Origin of the sequence: Mesorhizobium sp. M0816, assembly GCF_040320005.1 — a bacterium.
Lineage (GTDB): Bacteria > Pseudomonadota > Alphaproteobacteria > Rhizobiales > Rhizobiaceae > Mesorhizobium.
In genome coordinates this window covers 75,364-94,410 of the sequence record NZ_JAMYOT010000012.1, presented here as the reverse complement: position 1 = coordinate 94,410, position 19,047 = coordinate 75,364, and the positions used below count along the sequence as shown (strand labels likewise).

Sequence of the window (19,047 nt, the reverse complement as noted above, 5' to 3'; positions counted from 1 at the left end):
TTCAGATGCGGAGGCAAAGATCATCTATCAGCAGACGCAAAACTATCGGACGATGGTGTCGCCAATATGTTTTGTATAGCTGGAGCGGCGGTGGCGCCGCACATCACCCGAGTGGCGCGACGGCCGATCGCCAACAGACGCTCGTGCAGGCGCGTCGTCCCAAACCTGTTTTGGTAATTATCCGAACGTAAAGGCATAGGCTCGTACACCGGCGTCGAAGAACTCAATCTGGAAGGTTCGATCTTCGACTGATCCTCTTTGCCGGACAAGCTGATACATGCGCCCGTCCTGCACGTTTCCCCAGCCTTCGGGGTCAGTGTCAAAACCATGATCGACCCCGGGCGGTGCTCCATCGATCTTGACACGAAAGCGAATGCCTTGACCTTGGACGGCAGGAGCCAACACTAGATGAAGATCGCGGGAATGAAACCGGTACGAAATGCTACCAGATGGATCGTTCAAGGTTGCGAACTCGCTACCAATAGTCCAAATGCCTGCTAGGCTCCAACGATTGAGGGACAGCGCTTGTACCGCCTGATAAAGAGTGGGAGCATCTTCGTTAACGCCACCAGGAGATACGAACGTTCGGCCTAGGGCATAGCCGACATAACTTTCAGGCGAGCGCAGATTCTGTTTATCGGCTGCGGCCTGAGGACCTTCGCCGGCGACGGCTACCAAATCACCTGCTATCTCTTCGCCAGTGGCTTCGGACAGCAGTTTTTGGATCAGGCGTTCAGATTGGTCGTAATCGCGTTCACCGAATACGTGGTGCCGCACCCTGCCGTCGGCGCCGACGAAATGGAATGCCGGCCATGCTCGATTGCCGAACGCCCGCCATATTCCGTAGTCGTTGTCGATAACAACAGGATAGTCGACGCCGAGCAATCCCAATTGCTTGCCCACGTTGACGAAGTGTTTCTCAAAGGCGAATTCGGGCGTGTGCACTCCGATGACCACAAGTCCGCGATCCTTGTATTTCTCCGCCCAAGCCCGGAGATACGGGAGCGCCCTCAAGCTGTTTATGCAGGTATAAGTCCAGAAATTCACCAGAACGACCCTGCCTCGTAAATCTTCAGGGCGAAGTGGTTGCGAATTTAGCCACTGCCGCGCTCCCAGCAGCGAAACCAACGGTCCTGACAAAGTAGGGGCCGCGTGTGCTACAGTACTCAAGGCCCAAGCGGGTTCGTGCCGCGAGGTGCCGATGAGATCTTGTTCAAGACCGGCTGTGCCCGCTATAGACCAGCGAGTCAAAAGGCCAGTGTCGAGTCCGAGCCAGATGATCGCCGCGCCCGCCACTACAACAACGCCAAGGATACGACGGCCGCCATTCCCCAACCACCCCGACCACTTTATGGCGGTGCAAACGCCGGGTAGACGGGTAAGCACAAAACGTGTCATCGGTTGACCCATTCGGAGGTTAGAGGATGCCGGCTAAAGTAGCTTTCTCTGGCTCTGGTAAGTCCTCTTTGGCAGTAAGAGGCTCTGACCCTCGAAGAAAAAATGCGCTACATTAGGTGCGAAGTCCATGATGCTTTGGTGTCGGTCTGCAGGTGGAGTTGGCAATAGCGCGCCACACGGCAACAGGCCCATGCATGTCGCTGGCATGCGAATAGGGTGCAGTAGAAGTAAGGAACAGGCCTGTGAGTTACTTCCACGCATTCCATAAGGTGCACAATGCCTGGACAATCTCGTCGGGCCTCTTGTCGCACCGACCGATGCGAAAGTATCGACGATACCATCGTGCAATAGATTCGTGTCCGTCTTCGGCCCGATAACAATCTTCGGGAGAAACTCCGGATAACATAACTCATTGGAGACCATCACTGAGGTCGCCGACAGGGCGATTGCATAACTCAGGAGAAGGACTTCGCCATGAACATCAAAATTATCTGTCTCGGTACAACGTGTGCTCTTTCCGTCTTCGGCGGCGTAGTGTTTGCCGGCGCACTCGACGTCGTCGACAACATCCGGCCGTTCTACGTTGATGCCAGCATGAAGACGCTCAAGCCGATGCCTGAATTCAAGGCGACGTTCATGGCGATGCCGCAGAACACTCGGGCGATGACTATGAAGGAGTGCAACGACGCGGCGCAGAGCAAGCCTTATGCCGAGTTCTGTGCCAACGTGAACGCCCTCGCGGGAATGAAATAGCTGGTTCAACAAGCCGGTCAGTCACGCGAATGGTAGCGGGCCAAGTGCTCGCCATCAAAGCCAACCGGCTTCGGCCGGGTATGGGTGACTGAGACGGTGGCGCCGTAGTGCAGCCTTTCCAGGCCCCGTAGGAGGGTCCTGGCCGAGCGGTCTCGCCGCCCATCCAAGCCCCCTCGACCGCGAGTCGCAAGCATCCCATGGGTCAATCTTCCGAACAGAGCACGTCACCACCAATGGCGCTGTCATCCTGTCTATTCCGTTCTTTCGCAGACGGCGGAAAGCTTGTTTCCATCCGGATCGCGGACGTAGCACGCATAGAAATTTGCGTGGTGGGGCCGCAGTCCCGGCTTGCCGTCGTCGGTACCACCTGAGGCTAATGCGGCAGCATAGAAGGCATCGACGGAAGCGCGGCTCGGCGCATCGAGAGCCACCATGGAGCCGTTGCCTACAGTGGCGGCCTTCTTGTTGAACGGGGTCGTAACCCACAGGCGACTGCGGCTATCCCCCTCTGCCGCATAGCCTATCTCGACCTCGTCGGCCCGACGGCAGGTATAGCTGAGCGCGCCGAGCGCAGCGTCATAAAAGACACGAGCTCGATCAAGGTCACTGGTACCAAGAGTGATGTAGAGAAGCATGCGCGGTAAACCGGAATTTTGCGAGCCATCGAAACGAGCCTGAAATACTGCTCCGAATTTCGCGTGGCGTTCAAGGCTCCTCCGGGTCCCTTCGACGTTTCTCCCCTGAAAGCATTCGGTAGCATAGCCTCGGCATCTCCCCTCGGTCGAGGCCGAGATCGTGCGTTTTGGGCCGACGCCTGACCGCCAATCGACGAGCTCTTCGGAGGCGCAGTGTACCAGGGATGTTGGCAGTCGCGCGGAGCCTACATTGATGAAAAATGCGTGGCGCCTTTAGCCGGCGCTCATCCACCCGGTTCCATGTCGATGTTGCGGCTTCTCAACGGCAATGCCAAACTCGGCCCGCTGCCCCAGGTGCGGCATAGGCCTTGGCGACTAGTGTCTTGGTCGGCATACAGCTGGTACTGCCGCAGGGGTGATGAGCAGAAATTCGCGCTCGCGTTCAGCCGTTGATGTCGCATGGGGCGCCCGTTCGAGCATTGCTCAGATGTGGCTGGTCAGATGTGACTGGGATGGCTGGCAGAAGTCAGAGCTACCAGAGCTGACATGCCGGGCCGCAGAACATCAAGGTCTGGCTGCCCCAGGTCGAAGATGATCTTGACCGGAATTCGTTGGACTATGTGGGTGAAATTGCCGGTCGCGTTGTCAGGTGGCAAAAGCGCGAACTGTGCTCCGCTGGCCGGCGAGAGGCTCTCGACGCGACCCGTGAATTTCCGCTGGGGGATGCCATCGATTGAGATTTCTATACTGTCTCCTATCCTCAACGCTGCAATCTGCGTCTCCTTGAAATTGGCTACGACCCAGACGTTCCGAGGCACGACCGCGACGAGCAGAGTACCGGCACGGACATACTGTCCGACCCTGGCCTGGCGTTCGCCGACCCAGCCGTCGGCCGGTGACTGCACGACCGTACTTGCGAGTTCGATTTCTGCCAGCGTGAGATCTGCAGCCGCTGCGGCGATGTCGGCTTCGAGCTGCGGGCGCTGGGTCTCGACCACGTTCATCTGCTGCCGAGCGGCGGCTAGGTTTGCCTGCGCTTCGGCGATCTTGGCGCGGGCCCGGAGATCGTCCGCTTCCGCCTGGTCGCTTATCGACTGCGAAGCCCAACCACCTTTGTTCAGTTCTCGAGTTCGCGCGAAATTGCGCGCGGCCTGGTTGGCGTCGGCTTCTGCGCCCTGCAAAGCGGCGATCATCTGTTCAATGACAGCGTGCTGCAAGTCGACCCGGCTGGTCAGATTGGCAAGCACCGAGCGGCGCGTGGCAATCATTGCGGCAGCTTGGTCGACTCGGGCGCGATAGTCGCTGTCATCTATTCGGAATAGGACGTCCCCGGCTTTCACAGCTTGATTGTCCCGTACGGCGACTTGCGTGATGTAGCCGCTGATCCTGGGGCTAATCGGCGTGACATCGCCACGCACGTAAGCGTTGTCGGTCGATGTCGAATGCAGCCTAGTGAACCATCGTCCCGGGGCCATCGAGGTCGAGGCCACGACGAACACTATCCCAGCGACGAGAAGACTGCCCAGCCCAGCACTTAATAGCTTCATGGTGCTTCTCCTATAGCGATCTTCACTGGCCGCAAAGGTGGCGACCGGCCGATCGCGATAATTCCCATCGCGCCGATCAGCAACACGCTAACAACCAGGAGGAAGCCGTCATTGAACGCCAGGACCCACGCCTCGCGCCGTGCAATCGAGGCTAAGAGGGCGGCCGCTCGGGCCGTCGTGCTGTTGTCGTCGACCAGCCGGTTTGCAAACGCTCCCGCGAGCGTCGCCAGGCGATCAGCATTGAGCGCGTTGTAGAGCGATACGTTCTCTGTGATGACGTTGGAGTGAAACTTTTCGCGCTCGGTTACAAAATGGGACACCAGGCCGACTCCGAGGGTCGTGCCTCCGAGCGTCGCTATGTTGAAAGCAAGCGAGGCTGTTGGAAGGTCAGCAGGTTTCAGAGAAGTCGCGCCGACGACCAAGGCTGGTGCCAGGAACAGCAATTGGCCTATCGCGAAGATGACAAATGTCGCTCGCAACTGCTCGGCGGCAACGAGAGCCGTGCCACCAACCACGAACGCCGTACCGATGGCGCAGAGCGCCAGGCCGAGCGCCATGACTACTCGCATGTCGAGACGATGCATGAGCCACCAGACCAGCGGCAGTGCGAGAAGCTGTGGGATTGCAGCCCACAAAAACAATTCAGCGAGTTCCACCGGTCGATAGCCTTGCACCACTGCGAGGAACTGCGGAACGAGGTAGGCGGTCACTACGAGGCCGACGCGAAACACCAGATTGAGTGCGATCGGGATGCCCAATTTGCGCGACGCAATAAGCCGGGGCGATATGATCGGTACGGGCGAAAACCGCACCAGGAACAGGAATCCGGCCCACGCGGCGAGGGAAACCGCGGTGCTCCAGAGGATTATTTCGTTCTCGAACCAGAAACGCCGCGTGCCTTGACTTAGGACAAGCATCATCGTCGCGAGCGCGAGCGACAGCAGGATCACGGCGATCCAATCTGTCTTGAGGGCCGACCAATCAGGGTCATCCTGACGCGGCACCCAGGCCCAGGCCGCGAGGGCTAACGCCGCGCCGAAACCGGCCTGGATCAGGAACAGCATTTGCCAGCCAAGGCTGTCTTCGGCGAACCCCGCTATGACTGGTCCCATCGAGCCGGGGAACAGAAGCACGAAGGCGAGCAGGGTCACGCCGAACGGAAGCCGCGGCCCGCCCGTGACCATAAACACGACGACGAAGGCGGCCGGACCGAACCCGCCGGCCACGAAACCTTGGAGTGTCCGCAGCGCGATCGTCACCCGAATATCGGGGGCTGTGGCACAGGCCAACGCGGTTATCATGAAGGTCGTGGCGCTCACCGTGAGATAGCGGCCGATGCTGAGGAACCTGATGAATGGGCCGGAGGTGACGATGCCGGCGAAACTGGCCATGGTGTAAACCGTGAGGATCCAGGATGTCTCGTCTGGCGTGGAAAAGAGGCCTCCCTGGATGTCGGCGACATTGGCCGAGGGCAATTGCGCTGACACGCCAATGAGCAGCGATCCTGCCAGGCCGGTGGCAAGAAACAGAACCTTGCTTGGCGTTAGCGCGTTCGGCGTCATAACTGCGGCAACTCCTCAATCCAAGGTATTTGGGCCAAAGACGATCAGTCGGACACCACCCGTCGCAATGGTCTCCAGTCCGGGGATCAGACGCGCGGTGTCCCCCGAGACGTCTTCAAACCGCGTCTGTGCTTCGGCCCAAGCATCCGCTAAACGCAACCGCGCGGCGCCAGCCTTGGGTCAGATGAAGATCCTTGCTCCGGCGGTGAGCCAGCGCGGCCCGGCAGCCCCTGAGGCCGACCCGTGCGCCTGGCCGAGAAGGCCGTTTGCGACCGACAGATCGATTGCCCTGCGTCCACATGGTGATGACCGCGATTCTGTCCTGATCGGCCCCCTGGGTCTCGGCATTGCTCGCCTCGCGTTGACCGTGACCATGCGGCGCGCGTTGGCTGGTCCGGGGCCGCGCAGGGGTGAACCTCGGGGCGGTAAAGAGGCGCGACGAAATTGCGATACACTGATAGAGGCTGCGTGATGACAATAAGAGTTTCATGACGCGATTTCTTTCCTGAGCACGTCTGCATGGTCGATGCCGTGTACAGATTCATGCAAATGTGGAGGCAAATCTATTGTACGATGGTGTCGCCAATACTTTGGCATCAGTCTGCGTCGCTAAGGGCGGCATCAGGTAGTGCAACCCCGTTCATTTTCGCGATCTAGATGATGTAGTGAGCGAGTTGGCCCAGCGTTGGCTAATAGCCTGCGAAAGCGGATCAGCAATCAAGAGATTCGTGTACAACCGTTTAGCCCGAACGTGGAGAGCGCAACTGTAAGTCAGCCATGTCGCGTTCCACATCGCGGTCACGCGATCTTTGCGCATGCGAGCGTCGATGTGCCCAGGCCCATGCTGTCGCATTGCGACTGGTATCTATCTTCATCAACGGCATCGCCTGCTCGCCGAACCAGACTTATCCAAAGGTATTGGCGACACCATCGTGCAATAGAGCCGACGAGCGTGACAGCGACAATACCGCAAAGAAGTGCCACAGCTGCGAAGAACTTCTTATATTCATTTGAAGCCTCCTGTGTCCTCAGCAATGTTGCAGTGCTTGCGCCTGCTGATCGGCGTCGAGCCACAGCATCGCGTTCACTTGATCACCACGAGTGGCTTGTTCTTTTCGACGATATAAGTGGCGAGTTCGGCCGCGTTGCCGCTGCCGACGTTCTTGACCGCATGGGTCGTTCCTTTGGGGATAAACAGCACGTCGCCGGCTTCGAGCGTCACCGGCGGCTTGCTCTCGAGCGCATACTCCAGCGAACCTTCGACGACATAGACGATTTCTTCGCCGGGATGCGAATGCCTAGGGGCTACCACTCCGGGGGCAAACTGGACGAGCACTTGGATAACTTCTCGTCCGGGGATGCTGAGATCGTTTCGCAGGAGGTCGATGCGCTGGACTCCACCCAGTCGGGCCTCCTCGGGCTGCGCGACGGCCAGTGTCAAACCGGTCCCGACGATCAGCACGGCTGCCACCATCATTCGAGCCCTTTCCATGTGGACCTTCCTTTTGGCCTCGCTTTGAGCTGGCGATCAGTGTGCCGGCCGAAGTGATCTGAAAGCGGTGCGCAGTTCGGCTGAGAAGAGCTTTGGCTCTTCCCAGGCAGCGAAGTGTCCGCCCTTGCTCACCTCGTTGAAGTAGATCAGGTTGCGATAGGCGCGCCGGGCCCATGTCTCGGGCGCTGCATAGACCTCCTCCGGAAATACCGTGATCGCCACGGGGAGTGAGATCTCGGCGGTCCTCTGCGCCGCCGCGAGAAGGACGCTCTGGCCCATGGTCTCCCAGTAAAGCCGGGCTGATGACGTCGCGCTGTTCGTGAGCCAGTATAACGTGACGTCGTCCAGCATCTCGTCTTTGTTAAGCCAGCGCTCGGGCTCACCGTTGTTATAGTCGTACATCCAGGCCGCAAGCCCGGCTGGAGAATCCGTCAACGCGTAGCCGATCGTTTGCGGTCGCGTGCCCATCAACGCCGCGTAGGCCCTGTACTTTTTGTAGAACGTATCGAGCGAGCTGAACGCTGCGCGTTCCTTCTCGACGAGGCCCGCCGGTGCAGGCCCGCCGGCGGCGAGCACCGCGGCTACTTCGGGCGGTATCGTCGCCGGCAAGTTGATGTGGATTCCGAGCAATCCCCTCGGCGCCTGGCGAGCCATCGCGCTCGAAACGGGAGCGCCCCAGTCGCCGCCCTGGGCGACGTAGCGCTCGTAGCCTAGACGCTTCATGAGTTCGGCCCAGGCGCGAGCGATGCGGTCGGGCGCCCAGCCCGTGCCATTTGGCTTGCCGGATAAGCCGTAGCCCGGCATTGAGGGCAGAACCAGGTCGAAAGCATCCTCTGGGCTTCCGCCATGAGCCAAAGGATCAGTGAGCGGGCCGACGGTCTTGAGCAGCTCGAAAACGGAGCCAGGCCAGCCATGCGTCATGATTAGCGGCAGGGCCTCGGGATGCTTCGACCGAACGTGAATGAAGTGGATGTCGAGCCCGTCGATCTCGGTCATAAACTGCGGAAGAGCATTCAGCTTGGCCTCTCCCTTGCGCCAGTCGTATTCGGTTCCCCAGTAGCGGACGATCTCCTGCAGTCTTGCAAGCTGTATGCCCTGCGACCGGTCATTGACCGTTTCTTGGTCCGGCCACCGCGTCGCGGCGATGCGCTGACGAAGCTCGGCGATTTCATTCTGCGGGATTTTGATGGTGAATGGGCGGATGGAATCGCCAGCGCCCGCCGCTCGCAATGCTCCGGCAAGCAGCCCGATGGCTCCTGTGGCAGCCGTCGCGGCGATCAGTTCGCGCCGTGCGGGCGTTAGTGATATTGCTGACATGACATCCTCGGTGTGTCGGTCGTAGCGCGTTTGTTTATGGGCGGACCGGGCTCAAACGACCCGGTCCGCGCCTCGGGAGGAGAGCGGGGCGGCAAGCAGCCCGCTCGCTTCAGATCTCTTGGCGCAGCGGCCGGAACCCTGCTCTAAGCTCGGCGGAAAAGAGCAGCGGCTGCTCCCAGGCCGCGAAGTGGCCCCCTTTGTCGACCTTGTTGTAATAGATCAGCTTGGAATACGCCCGTTCAGTCCAACTCCTTGGGGCTTGGTATTGCTCGCCAGGAAAGACGGTTACGGCCACTGGGATGGAAACGCCCTTGGCGTTGAAAAAGCCACCCTTGTACTCCCAATAGAGTCGCGACGCAGAGACGCCCGTATTTGTCACCCAATAGAGCGTGATGTTATCGAGGATCTCGTCCCGGGTCAGTTCGCCGGTCGCGCTCGTGGTCCGATCCAGAGCCGAGGCGATCGCTGCAGCCGGCTGGCCATCAGCATCATTGTGGTCAAGAAGCCAGGCCGCTAGGCCCACGGGTGAATCCGCAATGCTATACAAAGTTTGCGGGCGCGACGCCATCATCCGTGCATAGGCGACCTGCTTGAATGTGGCGACCAGCTGCTCGTACGCGCGCTTTTCGTCGGTCGAAAGACTAGACGGCGGCGGGCCGCCGGCCTGAGCCGCCTTGTCAATCTCGTCTGGAACGGTGGCAGGCATGTTGGTGTGGATGCCGAGCAATCCCGCAGGCGCCTGCAAGCCCATCTGGTCGACGACAAACGCGCCCCAGTCGCCGCCTTGGGCGACATAGCGGGTGTAGCCGAGGCGCTTCATCAGTTCTGCCCAGGCCCGGCCCATGCGCTCGGGGCCCCAGCCGGTCGTGGTCGGCTTGCCTGAAAACCCGTATCCCGGCATCGATGGGATCACTACGTCGAAAGCATCCGATGCGCTCGCGCCATGTGCCGTGGGATTTGTCAGGGGATCGATGATCTTCAGTTGCTCGAAGACCGAGCCGGGCCATCCGTGCGTGACGATCAGCGGCAAGGCGTTTTCATGTTTCGAACGGACGTGCATGAAATGGATGTCCAGCCCGTCGATCTCGGTTATGAATTGCGGGTAGGCGTTGAGCTTGGCCTCACCGTTGCGCCAGTTGTAATCTGTCGCCCAATAGCGCGCGAGCTTCTGAATAGTAGCGAGCTGGACCCCTTGCGATGAATCGGCAACCGTTTCGCGATCAGGCCACCGCGTCGCGGTGATGCGCTGGCGAAGCTTGGTGATCTCCTCCTGCGGGATGTCGACAGTGAATGGGCGGATGGAATCGCTAGCACCCGCCGCCCGCAGCGTTCCCGGGAGCAGGCTGAGAGCGCCCACAGCGGCTGTGGCGGCAAGTAATTCGCGCCGTGTGGGCGAGATCGGTAATGCTGACATGATATGCTCCTCGGCCTAATTGATCCGTTTGGATGCGAGTTACACATCGACTGTTAGACGAGGCAAATCTATTGCACGATGGTGTCGGCGATACCTTTGTATGAGCCATTGGATGTAAGGAAAACCTGCTTCCAGCACAGGCAAAAGCGATCTGCCGAGGCAGATCAGCGCCCGTCGCGGGAATCGCTGGACGCGGAAGAGCGAGTTTCGGAAAGGAACATTTGGGCTTGGTGTTTAAGCTCCCTGTCGCTCTGATCCCCGCAAGGCCTACCCTTCCCGGGCGGCCCGTCTTTGGCCCTCCCGGACTGTAGAGGCAGCGGCTCGATGTGCCGACCGGAATGCGCCTCCACAGTGTCGCTTAGCACTTAAGCGACACCCTATTACTGGGCGCGACTGCGCGATGAACTGCTCAACGAGACGCTGTTTACTTCGCTGGCTCAGGCACGCGTCGCCATCAGCGCGGCGTAGCATCGCTTCCGTGTGATAAGCAGGTACCCCACTACAGCTACCGACACGAAGGCCAGGAACGCGAAGCTGCCGTGAGAGGTCACATCCCGTCCCATTTCTTCCAGCCACGGCGGGCCGATGGATTGGTGGGGTCGCCGGCGCTGCGGAACGCTATCAGTACCGCCCGATCAAAACCCGTTGTGTCGCCCTCAATGACTTCTTCTGCTAGGAGACGGAAGCCGAGAACAAGCCCGCCTGCCACAAGCAGAAAGAAGATCGGCCACATACCGTCGCTGCGGATGCCTCGAAAACGCCGCCGGAGGGGTTGGGTGCTTTGATCTCCATGCATCTCAACCTTGTTTGGAAGGGCTGCAGCGGGCGGCCGATAGGAACAATCGTGATCCACCTCTCTCGTTCCACGGATCACATCGCCCTGACGGGGCTTCAGATTACTCCGCGTTAGCGTTCGCCAAGGTATGGAGGGCAGGCGCAAGGCGCTTTGCCAGCTTCGCCAGCGTCGACCGGGAACAGTTGGTCGCCTTCACGGTGGTGTTCCACCGGCGATCAGACCGTGCTCGCTCCTCGCGCCGAGGACGGACCTTGATTTGCGATTTGCCAGACGCGGAGCCGGGTTACGGAAAAGCCCGCCGCCCGAGCTGCGCGGCGGGCTTTTTGGTCCATCAACCCACTGTAGACCGTCTGGCCACGACTAGGTCAGGATAATCACGATCTTGTAGGTATTCGGGTCGACGATGACGATCCGGCCGTCGGCGAGCACGAAATACTCATAGCCTTCGTAAGCCGGAACGATCTTGACGATGCGCGCCGGCAGGCGATGCAGCCGGACCTTCTTTCGCGGAACCTCGACACCGACAGAGATGTCGAAATCGACGCTGGAAACCGGTTGGACGTTCGTCTCCTTGATGACCTGCGTGATCTCCGTCTTCTGTTCAACGGTCACATTGTTGATGGAAGCGGTCGAACTCTGGTCTTGCGTCTGCGTCGAGGCATTGCCCTGAGTCTGCTCGGTGGTCGTGGTCCCAGTCTTGCCCTGAGCCTGCTCCTCGGTCTTCATCTTGGTGCTGCCCGTAGCCTGCTGGTCAGTCGTGCTGCCGGCCTTGCCTTGGGCCTGTTCGTCGGTCTTCATCTTGGTGCTGCCCTGGGCCTGCTCGGTGGTCGTGGTTCCAGCCTTGCCCTGAGCCTGCTCCTCGGTCTTCATTTTCGTGTTGCCTTGGGCCTGCTCGGTAGTGGTGGTTCCGGCCTTGCCTTGGGCTTGCTCGTCGGTCTTCATCTTGGTGTTGCCCGTGGCCTGCTGGTCAGTCGTTGCGCCAGCCTTGCCCTGGGCTTGCTCGCCGGTCTTCAGCTTCTTGTTGCCTTGCGCCTGTTGATCAGTTGCAGCGCCGGCCTTGCCCGGAGCCTGCTCGCCCATTTTGGCGCCGTTCTGGCAATTGGCAGTGCCGGCTGCACAATTGGCGCCGGACTGGTCGTCGGTCGACTGCTGCGTCTGGGCAAGTGCCGCTCCGCAGCTGACGCTGATTGCTAGCAAGCTGGTGATCAGAACGCCTTTCATGAGAGATCTCCTTGGAAAATGCGTCCCTTCACCGCGTAAAACCGCGGCTAAAAAACTTTGTTCCAAACTAATGGAGGGAAACGGCAAGCGATCCGAGTGGCGGAACAAGCTCCACCTGATGACGTTACCGGCCTATAGCAACCCCGCTGCGAACAGCATAATCAGGATCCATGAGGTATCGATGAGGTATCGATTGAGGATTTCCCATTGCTAGTCTCCATTACGCGTTGGGCCAATCAACCCCTTCACTCGCAAGCCACCACCAGCGTCAATGTCGAGGTTACCCTGCTTCTGGAAGCCGTCCTATCGCATGCGCGGCCGGGCTAGCTGAACAGCGCGCTCAGCCGTTGTCGGCCGGCCTATTGGCGAAAGCAGCTCTTCGTGCATCATCGCCCGCGGAAATCATCAGTGCTTCAGGGTACATAAAGCCCTCATTTTCAAAATGATCCTTCAGGAACTCGCATTCGCTCACTCAGGATCGGGCAAAACGGCGACGCGACCGACTGGCATGACACGGTGGGCCGGTGCAGCCCGATAACATATCGATCCGAGTTGGCTGCTCCCTTGGTTTCTTTGGCTGCGTCAGATGGCAAAGAAATGACCTGTTGCTGCCTGACGTTCAGTACCCGAAACCGTGCCTTTGTGATGTCCATCATGTTGCGCTGGCGCAACAAAGGCCCGCGGGCGGTCCGGATTGTGTCAAATGACGACTGGTCAACAAGACTCAATCCGTCACCTTCCGGCCGCTGCGCCGCCTGCGCTCAGGGGCCGGGCCTCGCAATGTACCTTCGGGCATAGGGGATCAATCGAATGCATGTCATTGCAAACAGAAGGCGGCCACTCATGCGTGCGAAATGGACGGCGTCAACGGCCCTGATCCTGGTCGGGCTGCTGGCCGACGCCCAAGCTTGGCGGCGTTCGAGGGTTCTAGTCCCGCTTTGGGACAATCGGATTGGCGTCTGAATTGCCCCTTTGAGACTCACCAGAGTGCATCCACAGCGCTTGCGAAGGGGATGGAAATGGGGTTTAGCCGAGGTTTTGGAGGAGTCAGGCAGACGGCTGAGTTCAACTCCTTGGCATTGGTGGAACGCAAATATCTCTCGATAGTTGTGGGAACGGGTTGCGGATGTAAGATGTATAGGTCGCTCCGAAGAGCTACTCTGAAGCTGAAACACCATACCGGCATCTTTATGCCTGTAGTCTGGCTGCTTGGGGTTTACGTGCTGGCCGCAATCGTGCTGTTTTCTCTGCGGTTGATCAACGTGTTCTAGGATTCGCCCGCAAACGAAGAAAAAGCCCGCCGCACCCTTCGCGGTGGGCTCCGGTCCGATACACCGTGGCGGGGCCGCCGCCTATCGTCCCAGTGGTAGCTTGGAGGCCGAAATAAGTTCTTCCTCGTCCTGTATCCCGGCCATGTAGTTCGCAATGATCCGGGACGCGAGCGCCTCACGTTGATGCTCAGATTGCGCATCGACCTTCAAGCCTTCGAATACGCGGCCCAGCAGCGCCATCTCGGATGGCCTGAAAACACCAGCATCCTCGGCTTTTCGATGTATCGGCGTGACAACCCCCGTTCGCCACAGGACCTTGTTCGTGCAGAATTACCATACACCAAAATCGCCGCCGCCGGTCCCTGAAACCGCAGGCACCGAAAACGACAAAACTTCCAGAGGATTTTGGCTGCCAGTGGGCAGCGGAGGCTCTTTGTGTGCGGCCGCTGGCGCTCCGCATTGAGCTTCGTGCCTCACCGCACCACCACAGCCACAAGGAACGCGACGGCCTCTCCGCTCGCTGATTGCTGTTCGAATCGAGCGGGATTTTTGGCTATCAACAACTGGTAGCCGAAGGCGGAGCACAGCGTAAGGTCCAGCCGATCGAGCATTGAGGTGCTTCGGTTGAGATCGATCCGAATTGACAGAGGGCGGCGAGCGACTCTTAAAGCACCTTCTTCATTATGCGAGCCTCGCGCAGCAACGACGGGCGATCGTACCCGATCATATTGATGAGGTCTCGCGCCTGGTTCTCCGAGATGCCGGTCTCTTCGGCCAGGTAACGGGCTTCGGATGTGTCCCGCTCAGCACGGCGGCACGGTCGTCATTGTCGTCGAACATGGTGATGAGTTGTCCCTTCTCACGTTCGCCTCAATCCTTGAAATGGAGAGTTGTTCCGCAGCGCACGCAAAAGTTTGATCCAGATGTTCCTCGACCAGCACGTCAGCAGCATTACCACCAGCTGTAGGTCATGCCCGGATTGTCAGTCCTGACCGGAACCGGAAGAGAGAACCGCCGCCTATCCTTCGCGCTATTCGCGAACATCGAAAAGGACGAATAGCCCGATCGCGGTTGCGGTGAAGACAGTCATCTCCACCAGTTCGCAATCGGTCTCGTTGAGGTAGGGGCCAAGTTCCCGAACAAAAGCGATGGTCGCCTTCACGGAATGATGTCTCCAGCCCGAGCCCCGTAGATGGCTTCCTGCACAGCGACCGGCCAGGCCGGCAAGTGTCGCACCGGTTGCGGGCCAGCTAAGGCTCGGCCGATACGATAAGGCAGCCAGTCAGGGCGCTCGCTGGCCGGCAAGCGGGATACTCGGCCGCGCTCGCCGACCGTGTTCCATGAGCGATGTCCGGCATGCGTCAAAAGCGGTCGGCCCGCACCCTTAGGGTCACCCGCAGCCCGCTTCAACCGGCAAGTCCGGGAGTAGGCCTCGCGGTCAACGCGTTATGCCTCAACGACTGCTTCTCGCCAGGCCGATCGCGCCGGCAGCAACCGATAGTTTACGCCTCGATGTGGACGTCCGACCTCACGACGACACCCTCCAAGTGCTCATCGAGAACCAGTATTCCCTCCAGAACTGGATAAATTAGCAGTTTCTTAAGTGCCTTTGGAACTTTGTAGCTTGCGTTCCATTTTCAACCGCATGCGAGAGTCTGTGGTCCACGACCCTGGAATGACGGTGAACAGGTCACCGCCTCGCTACTCGCTGGTCCTGCCCATATACAATGAAGAACAGGTGCTGCCTCGGCTGATCGAGCGGATCAGTTGCCTGATCGGCCGGCTGGACGGAGAAACGGAGGCCATCTTCGTCGATGACGGAAGCCTCGATGGAAGTGTCGAATACCTGCGAAAGGTGGTTGCCGCCGAGCCGTGCTTTCGGCTGATCGAATTTTCCCGTAATTTCGGCCACCAGATGGCGATTACCGCCGGTATGGATGCCGCTGCGGGCGATGCCGTCATCGTCATGGATGCCGACCTGCAGGACCCGCCGGAGATCGTTCTCGATCTGGTGGCAAAGTGGAAGGAAGGCTTCGAGATCGTCTATGCCCGCCGAGTCAAGCGCGACGGCGAATCCTGGTTCAAGCGCTTTACGGCAAGTCTTTTCTATCGCCTGCTGGAGAAAATGACGTCGGTCGATATTCCGCGCGACGTCGGCGACTTTCGCCTGGTCGGCCGCAAGGCGCTGGAAACCTTCAAGCATATGCCCGAACATGACCGCTTCGTCAGGGGCATGTTCGGCTGGATGGGCTTCAAGCAGACGGCAGTGCCATTTGAGCGCCACGCGCGAACCCTGGGCCAGACCAAATACCCATTCTGGAAGATGATGCACCTTGCGGTTCACGGCATCGTCAGTTTCTCCGAGAAGCCGTTGCGCTTGGCGCTCTGGGGCGGATTGGCCATTTCCGCGCTTGCGGTGGTCTTTGGTGCCTACGCCATGTTTGCCTGGTTTTTTGAAGCCGGCATCATTGCCGGGTGGACATCCACGGTGGTGATCGTGTCGCTCCTGTGCGGCATTAATCTTTTCATGACCGGCGTGGTCGGGCTCTATGTTGGCAGCATCCACGCCGAGGTGAAACGCCGCCCGCTGTACGTGATCGATCGGCTCACCGGTTTCGACGAGGCGATGCGTGCCGTCTCTGGTGAGCGCCGCCGATCGTTTCACAAGCCCAGGAGTGGAGTCCCCGCCAATGGGCGAACTCTTCGACAGCTATAATTCCAACTACGGCGAGGCGGTCGAAGGGTCCATCCGGTTTTCCGGACTCAGGCACGACTTCTTCCTTGTCGCCAAGGCGGACCTGCTGCGGCGTCTGGTGGTCGAGCGAAAGCTTCGGCAGGGTGGGTCGGCTGTAAGGGCGCTGGATGTCGGCTGCGGCATCGGTTCGCTCCACCCCTATCTCGACGGCGCTTTCGACAGCCTCGATGGCTGCGACGTCTCGCAAGACTCGATTTTGCGCGCCAGCCAACACAATCCGCGTGTGGCCTACAGGACCTGCAGCACGCAGGGGCTGCCTTATGAGGACGGCACGTTCGATCTGGCTTTCGCCAGTTGCGTCGTCCATCACGTTCCGCCCTCCTCCTGGCTCGATTTCTTCCTGAAAATGCGGCGCGTCGTGCGGCCAGGCGGGGTCGCCTGCATCATCGAGCACAATCCCTATAATCCGATGACGCGCCTTGCGGTGTTCCGGTGTCCCTTCGATCACGACGCAGTCCTGCTCAAAGCCGCCAGAGCAAGGTCCCTCTTTCAGGAAACAGGCTTCAGCGACATCCGCTCCGAGCATTTTCTGCTGCTACCCTCGGCAACGCCCTTGGCCAAAAAGGTCGAGCGCCTGCTTTCTGCCCTGCCGCTTGGAGCCCAGTATGCGTGCAGTGCGCATGTCTGAGCGCCGTTCCACCGGCGACGCCGGGCTGAGGCTGATGGCGCGCTTCGGGTCGGTCGGCATCGCTGCAACGATCATATATGCAGTGATGGCCACCGCTTTGGTCGAATGGCAACGGTTCGGCCTCTCGCCGGTCGGTGCCTCGCTCGCAGCTTATACCGCTGCCGCCCTGTTTTCTTATCTCGCGCATAAGTTCGTGACCTTCGCGTCGAGCGGATCGCATCGATCGGAGGCTCCGCGTTTTCTCTTGCTGACGGCAACCGGCTTCGCGGTGGCTTACGCGGCGCCGGCGCTTTTGACGGCGAAACTCAGTCTGCCGCCGATCATTGCCATCCTGGTTACATGCTTGCTTGTTCCGGCGATCAATCTCCTCATGCTCGACCGCTGGGTTTTTGCGCAGCGAAGACGCGGCCAGCGGCGCGATCGCCCGCCCTAATCCGCGTCAATGGGATCAAGCCGGAGCGACAACAATTTGATGGAGCGCTTATAGATGTTGCTGGCGGCAGGAGTTTGCGGAATGCCGTCGAGGTAGTCGAAAGCGATGTCGAGTGTCGTGGCCTCGGCGAGAGCCGGCGGTGGGATGACGAACGTGACCGTGCGTGGCTCTTTGCCGGACAGCGTCACCGCATGCACCCGAACGCCGTTCACCGAGATCACAACCCTTTGCGTGATCTGTGGCGGACGAATGACGGCGGTCATTTGCAGCGTGGCAGTCAGGCCGTCGCGAAGCGGCGGTATGTCCAGGCGAAGCCGCGAGGTCTCGCCCAGCGAATGGGTGCCGTCGGCTACCGGCCCCGACCAGCCACAGACCCTCATGCCGGTTGCCTTTTTGGCTCCGTCGGACCGGAACGACACCGTCTCGCCAAGTGTGTAGCTGCCGACCGCATCGCGATTGAGGCAGGTCGTCGTCCGGTCGATATAATAGGCGCGATAGTCGGCATTGACGTCTGGATTGAGAGCAAGCGCAAGGATGATGATTTCCGCCCCGGCCAGAACCGCCGCCAGCGTGTAACCGCCAAGCGAGGCCGCGCGCCGATGCGGGCCCGGAGTGCTAGACCAGGGCAAGATAGCCCCCGATCCACGCGACGGTCATGAAATAGCAGGCGCCCAGGAAGAGACCCAGAGCCGCAAGAAAAGTCAGCTTCGACGCCGACAACAACGTGGCCAGCAACATTGTCAGAGGCGCAAGCCCAACGACGTATCTGACCATCGAGGCCAGGTTCGTGATCAGCGGCAGGATGATGCAGCAGGCGCAGAACAGCGCGGCGCCATATTGCCTGCGAACCGCCAGAACCGCCGATAGCGCCAGTCCTATGAGTGCGGCGAGCGCGCTCCATTGCGGCGCCGTAGGCAGCCATCCAGTCGTCGGAACGGCCGAGAGTCCATCCCATATGAAGGCGAGCGGATTGCCCGCCACCCGTCCAAACGCGCGCTGGACGTGCAGGAAGGCAAAGCCGTCCCCGACCGTCAGATAGAGGAACAGGATGTAGGCGAATAGACCGGCAGGCGAGATGAGAATTGCAACGAGCAGATCCGGTCGGCCAAGCACCCAGCGTGGGAAAGAAAGCATCGATCCGCCCTTTGCGCGGTAATCCCTGAACATCTGAATGACGGTCGCAAATACAACAAGCACTCCGACGAGCCTGGTTGCCGACAGGAGAGCCGATGACAGCCCCGCGGCCAGATAGCTGGAGCGTTTGAGTGCCAGAAAAACGCACGACGTCAGGAGCACGAAAAGAGGTTCGGTCAAGAAAGTCGTGAAGTGAAAGGAGAACGGGCCGCTGAGCAGAAAGGCGCAATACAGCACATAAGCGCGTATGTTCTTCTCGAGCAGCGGCCACGCCACCAGGCAGGCGGCGTAGCTGCATGCAAGCGATGCGATCGATGCGACCAGTATCGTCGAAAAAGGGAAAACAGACCGGATGGCCGCCACCAGCATCGGATAGAGCGGAAAGAAGCCCCACCGTCCGACATTGCTCTGGCCTGGAATGGGAAAGCGCTCATAGCCATGTTCGGAAATGCCGACATACCACGCGCAATCCCAGCGGCAGAGCGCCTGGGCATAGGCCGCGAAGCCGGGTTCTGCCGAAACCGAAGCAAAGGCGGCATAGCGGATGGACAGTCCACTGACGGCGAACAGCAACGGCACCGCCACGACGGCGACCGCAATATAGCGACCGCCGGCGTTCGGACGCGCGACAGCTTCGAGCGCCAAAATCTGCCTCCACCCGTTCAAGTGGCTGGCGCCACCCAACGCTAGA

At 59.9% G+C, this 19,047-nt stretch carries 17 protein-coding genes; 4 read left to right on the top strand and 13 right to left on the bottom strand.

All coding sequences use genetic code 11. From position 1 onward, the window contains the following. Positions 1-177 precede the first annotated feature (177 nt). A complete protein-coding gene (locus NKI17_RS20010) occupies positions 178-1,398 on the bottom strand; it encodes a redoxin family protein (RefSeq protein WP_352906682.1) in 1,221 nt (406 codons plus the stop codon). Between the two features lie 474 nt (positions 1,399-1,872). Between NKI17_RS20010 and NKI17_RS20005 the strand changes: the two genes are divergently transcribed. Then, complete coding sequence (locus tag NKI17_RS20005; RefSeq protein WP_352906680.1) at positions 1,873-2,151, top strand: hypothetical protein; 279 nt, start codon at positions 1,873-1,875, stop codon at positions 2,149-2,151. Between the two features lie 251 nt (positions 2,152-2,402). Here the strand turns inward: NKI17_RS20005 and NKI17_RS20000 are convergent, their stop codons facing one another. From NKI17_RS20000 to NKI17_RS19955, 10 genes are all read right to left on the bottom strand, one after another. Then, positions 2,403-2,786, bottom strand: a complete 384-nt coding sequence (locus NKI17_RS20000; protein ID WP_352787490.1) for a VOC family protein — start codon at positions 2,784-2,786, stop codon at positions 2,403-2,405. A gap of 497 nt (positions 2,787-3,283) precedes the next feature. Beyond that, a complete protein-coding gene (locus NKI17_RS19995; RefSeq protein ID WP_352906678.1) occupies positions 3,284-4,333 on the bottom strand; it encodes an HlyD family secretion protein in 1,050 nt (349 codons plus the stop codon). Further along, complete coding sequence (locus NKI17_RS19990; protein ID WP_352906676.1) at positions 4,330-5,895, bottom strand: MFS transporter; 1,566 nt, start codon at positions 5,893-5,895, stop codon at positions 4,330-4,332. The genes NKI17_RS19995 and NKI17_RS19990 overlap by 4 nt, the downstream gene beginning before the upstream one ends. 1,084 nt (positions 5,896-6,979) lie before the next feature. Then, entirely contained in the window at positions 6,980-7,387 is a 408-nt protein-coding gene (locus NKI17_RS19985) for a cupin domain-containing protein (RefSeq protein ID WP_352906675.1), read from the bottom strand. A gap of 36 nt (positions 7,388-7,423) precedes the next feature. Next, entirely contained in the window at positions 7,424-8,704 is a 1,281-nt protein-coding gene (locus tag NKI17_RS19980; RefSeq protein ID WP_502894556.1) for an epoxide hydrolase family protein, read from the bottom strand. A gap of 109 nt (positions 8,705-8,813) precedes the next feature. Further along, positions 8,814-10,118, bottom strand: a complete 1,305-nt coding sequence (locus NKI17_RS19975; protein WP_352906672.1) for an epoxide hydrolase family protein — start codon at positions 10,116-10,118, stop codon at positions 8,814-8,816. A gap of 547 nt (positions 10,119-10,665) precedes the next feature. Continuing rightward, on the bottom strand, positions 10,666-10,851 hold the full coding sequence (locus tag NKI17_RS19970) for a hypothetical protein (RefSeq protein ID WP_352906671.1): 186 nt from the start codon (positions 10,849-10,851) through the stop codon (positions 10,666-10,668). Between the two features lie 423 nt (positions 10,852-11,274). After that, on the bottom strand, positions 11,275-12,135 hold the full coding sequence (locus NKI17_RS19965; protein ID WP_352906669.1) for a DUF1236 domain-containing protein: 861 nt from the start codon (positions 12,133-12,135) through the stop codon (positions 11,275-11,277). A 1,352-nt stretch (positions 12,136-13,487) separates the two neighbouring features. Further along, positions 13,488-13,646, bottom strand: a complete 159-nt coding sequence (locus NKI17_RS19960; protein ID WP_352906667.1) for a hypothetical protein — start codon at positions 13,644-13,646, stop codon at positions 13,488-13,490. 790 nt (positions 13,647-14,436) lie between these two features. After that, positions 14,437-14,568 carry a hypothetical protein gene (locus NKI17_RS19955; RefSeq protein WP_352906665.1) on the bottom strand — a complete coding sequence of 44 codons (132 nt, stop codon included), beginning with the start codon at positions 14,566-14,568 and terminating at the stop codon, positions 14,437-14,439. A 513-nt stretch (positions 14,569-15,081) separates the two neighbouring features. Between NKI17_RS19955 and NKI17_RS19950 the strand changes: the two genes are divergently transcribed. Genes NKI17_RS19950 through NKI17_RS19940 form a run of 3 tightly spaced genes read left to right on the top strand, consistent with a single transcriptional unit; the run spans position 15,082 to position 17,222 of the window. Next, positions 15,082-16,122 carry a glycosyltransferase family 2 protein gene (locus NKI17_RS19950; RefSeq protein WP_352906739.1) on the top strand — a complete coding sequence of 347 codons (1,041 nt, stop codon included), beginning with the start codon at positions 15,082-15,084 and terminating at the stop codon, positions 16,120-16,122. Beyond that, positions 16,097-16,789, top strand: a complete 693-nt coding sequence (locus NKI17_RS19945; protein WP_352906663.1) for a class I SAM-dependent methyltransferase — start codon at positions 16,097-16,099, stop codon at positions 16,787-16,789. The genes NKI17_RS19950 and NKI17_RS19945 overlap by 26 nt, the downstream gene beginning before the upstream one ends. Next, the gene (locus NKI17_RS19940; RefSeq protein ID WP_352906661.1) at positions 16,782-17,222 is read left to right on the top strand and encodes a GtrA family protein; all 441 of its coding nucleotides are present in this window, start codon (positions 16,782-16,784) and stop codon (positions 17,220-17,222) included. Before NKI17_RS19945 ends, NKI17_RS19940 begins: the two co-directional genes overlap by 8 nt. On the opposite strand, the gene NKI17_RS19935 is transcribed toward NKI17_RS19940, so the two are convergent. Both NKI17_RS19935 and NKI17_RS19930 read right to left on the bottom strand, forming a co-directional pair. Next, a complete protein-coding gene (locus NKI17_RS19935; RefSeq protein WP_352906660.1) occupies positions 17,219-17,851 on the bottom strand; it encodes a hypothetical protein in 633 nt (210 codons plus the stop codon). The two genes, NKI17_RS19940 and NKI17_RS19935, sit on opposite strands and share 4 nt — an antisense overlap. Further along, positions 17,838-19,001 (bottom strand): putative hexosyltransferase, encoded by a 1,164-nt coding sequence (locus NKI17_RS19930; protein WP_352906658.1) that lies wholly within the window; start codon positions 18,999-19,001, stop codon positions 17,838-17,840. The genes NKI17_RS19935 and NKI17_RS19930 overlap by 14 nt, the downstream gene beginning before the upstream one ends. Between the last annotated feature and the right edge of the window lie 46 nt (positions 19,002-19,047).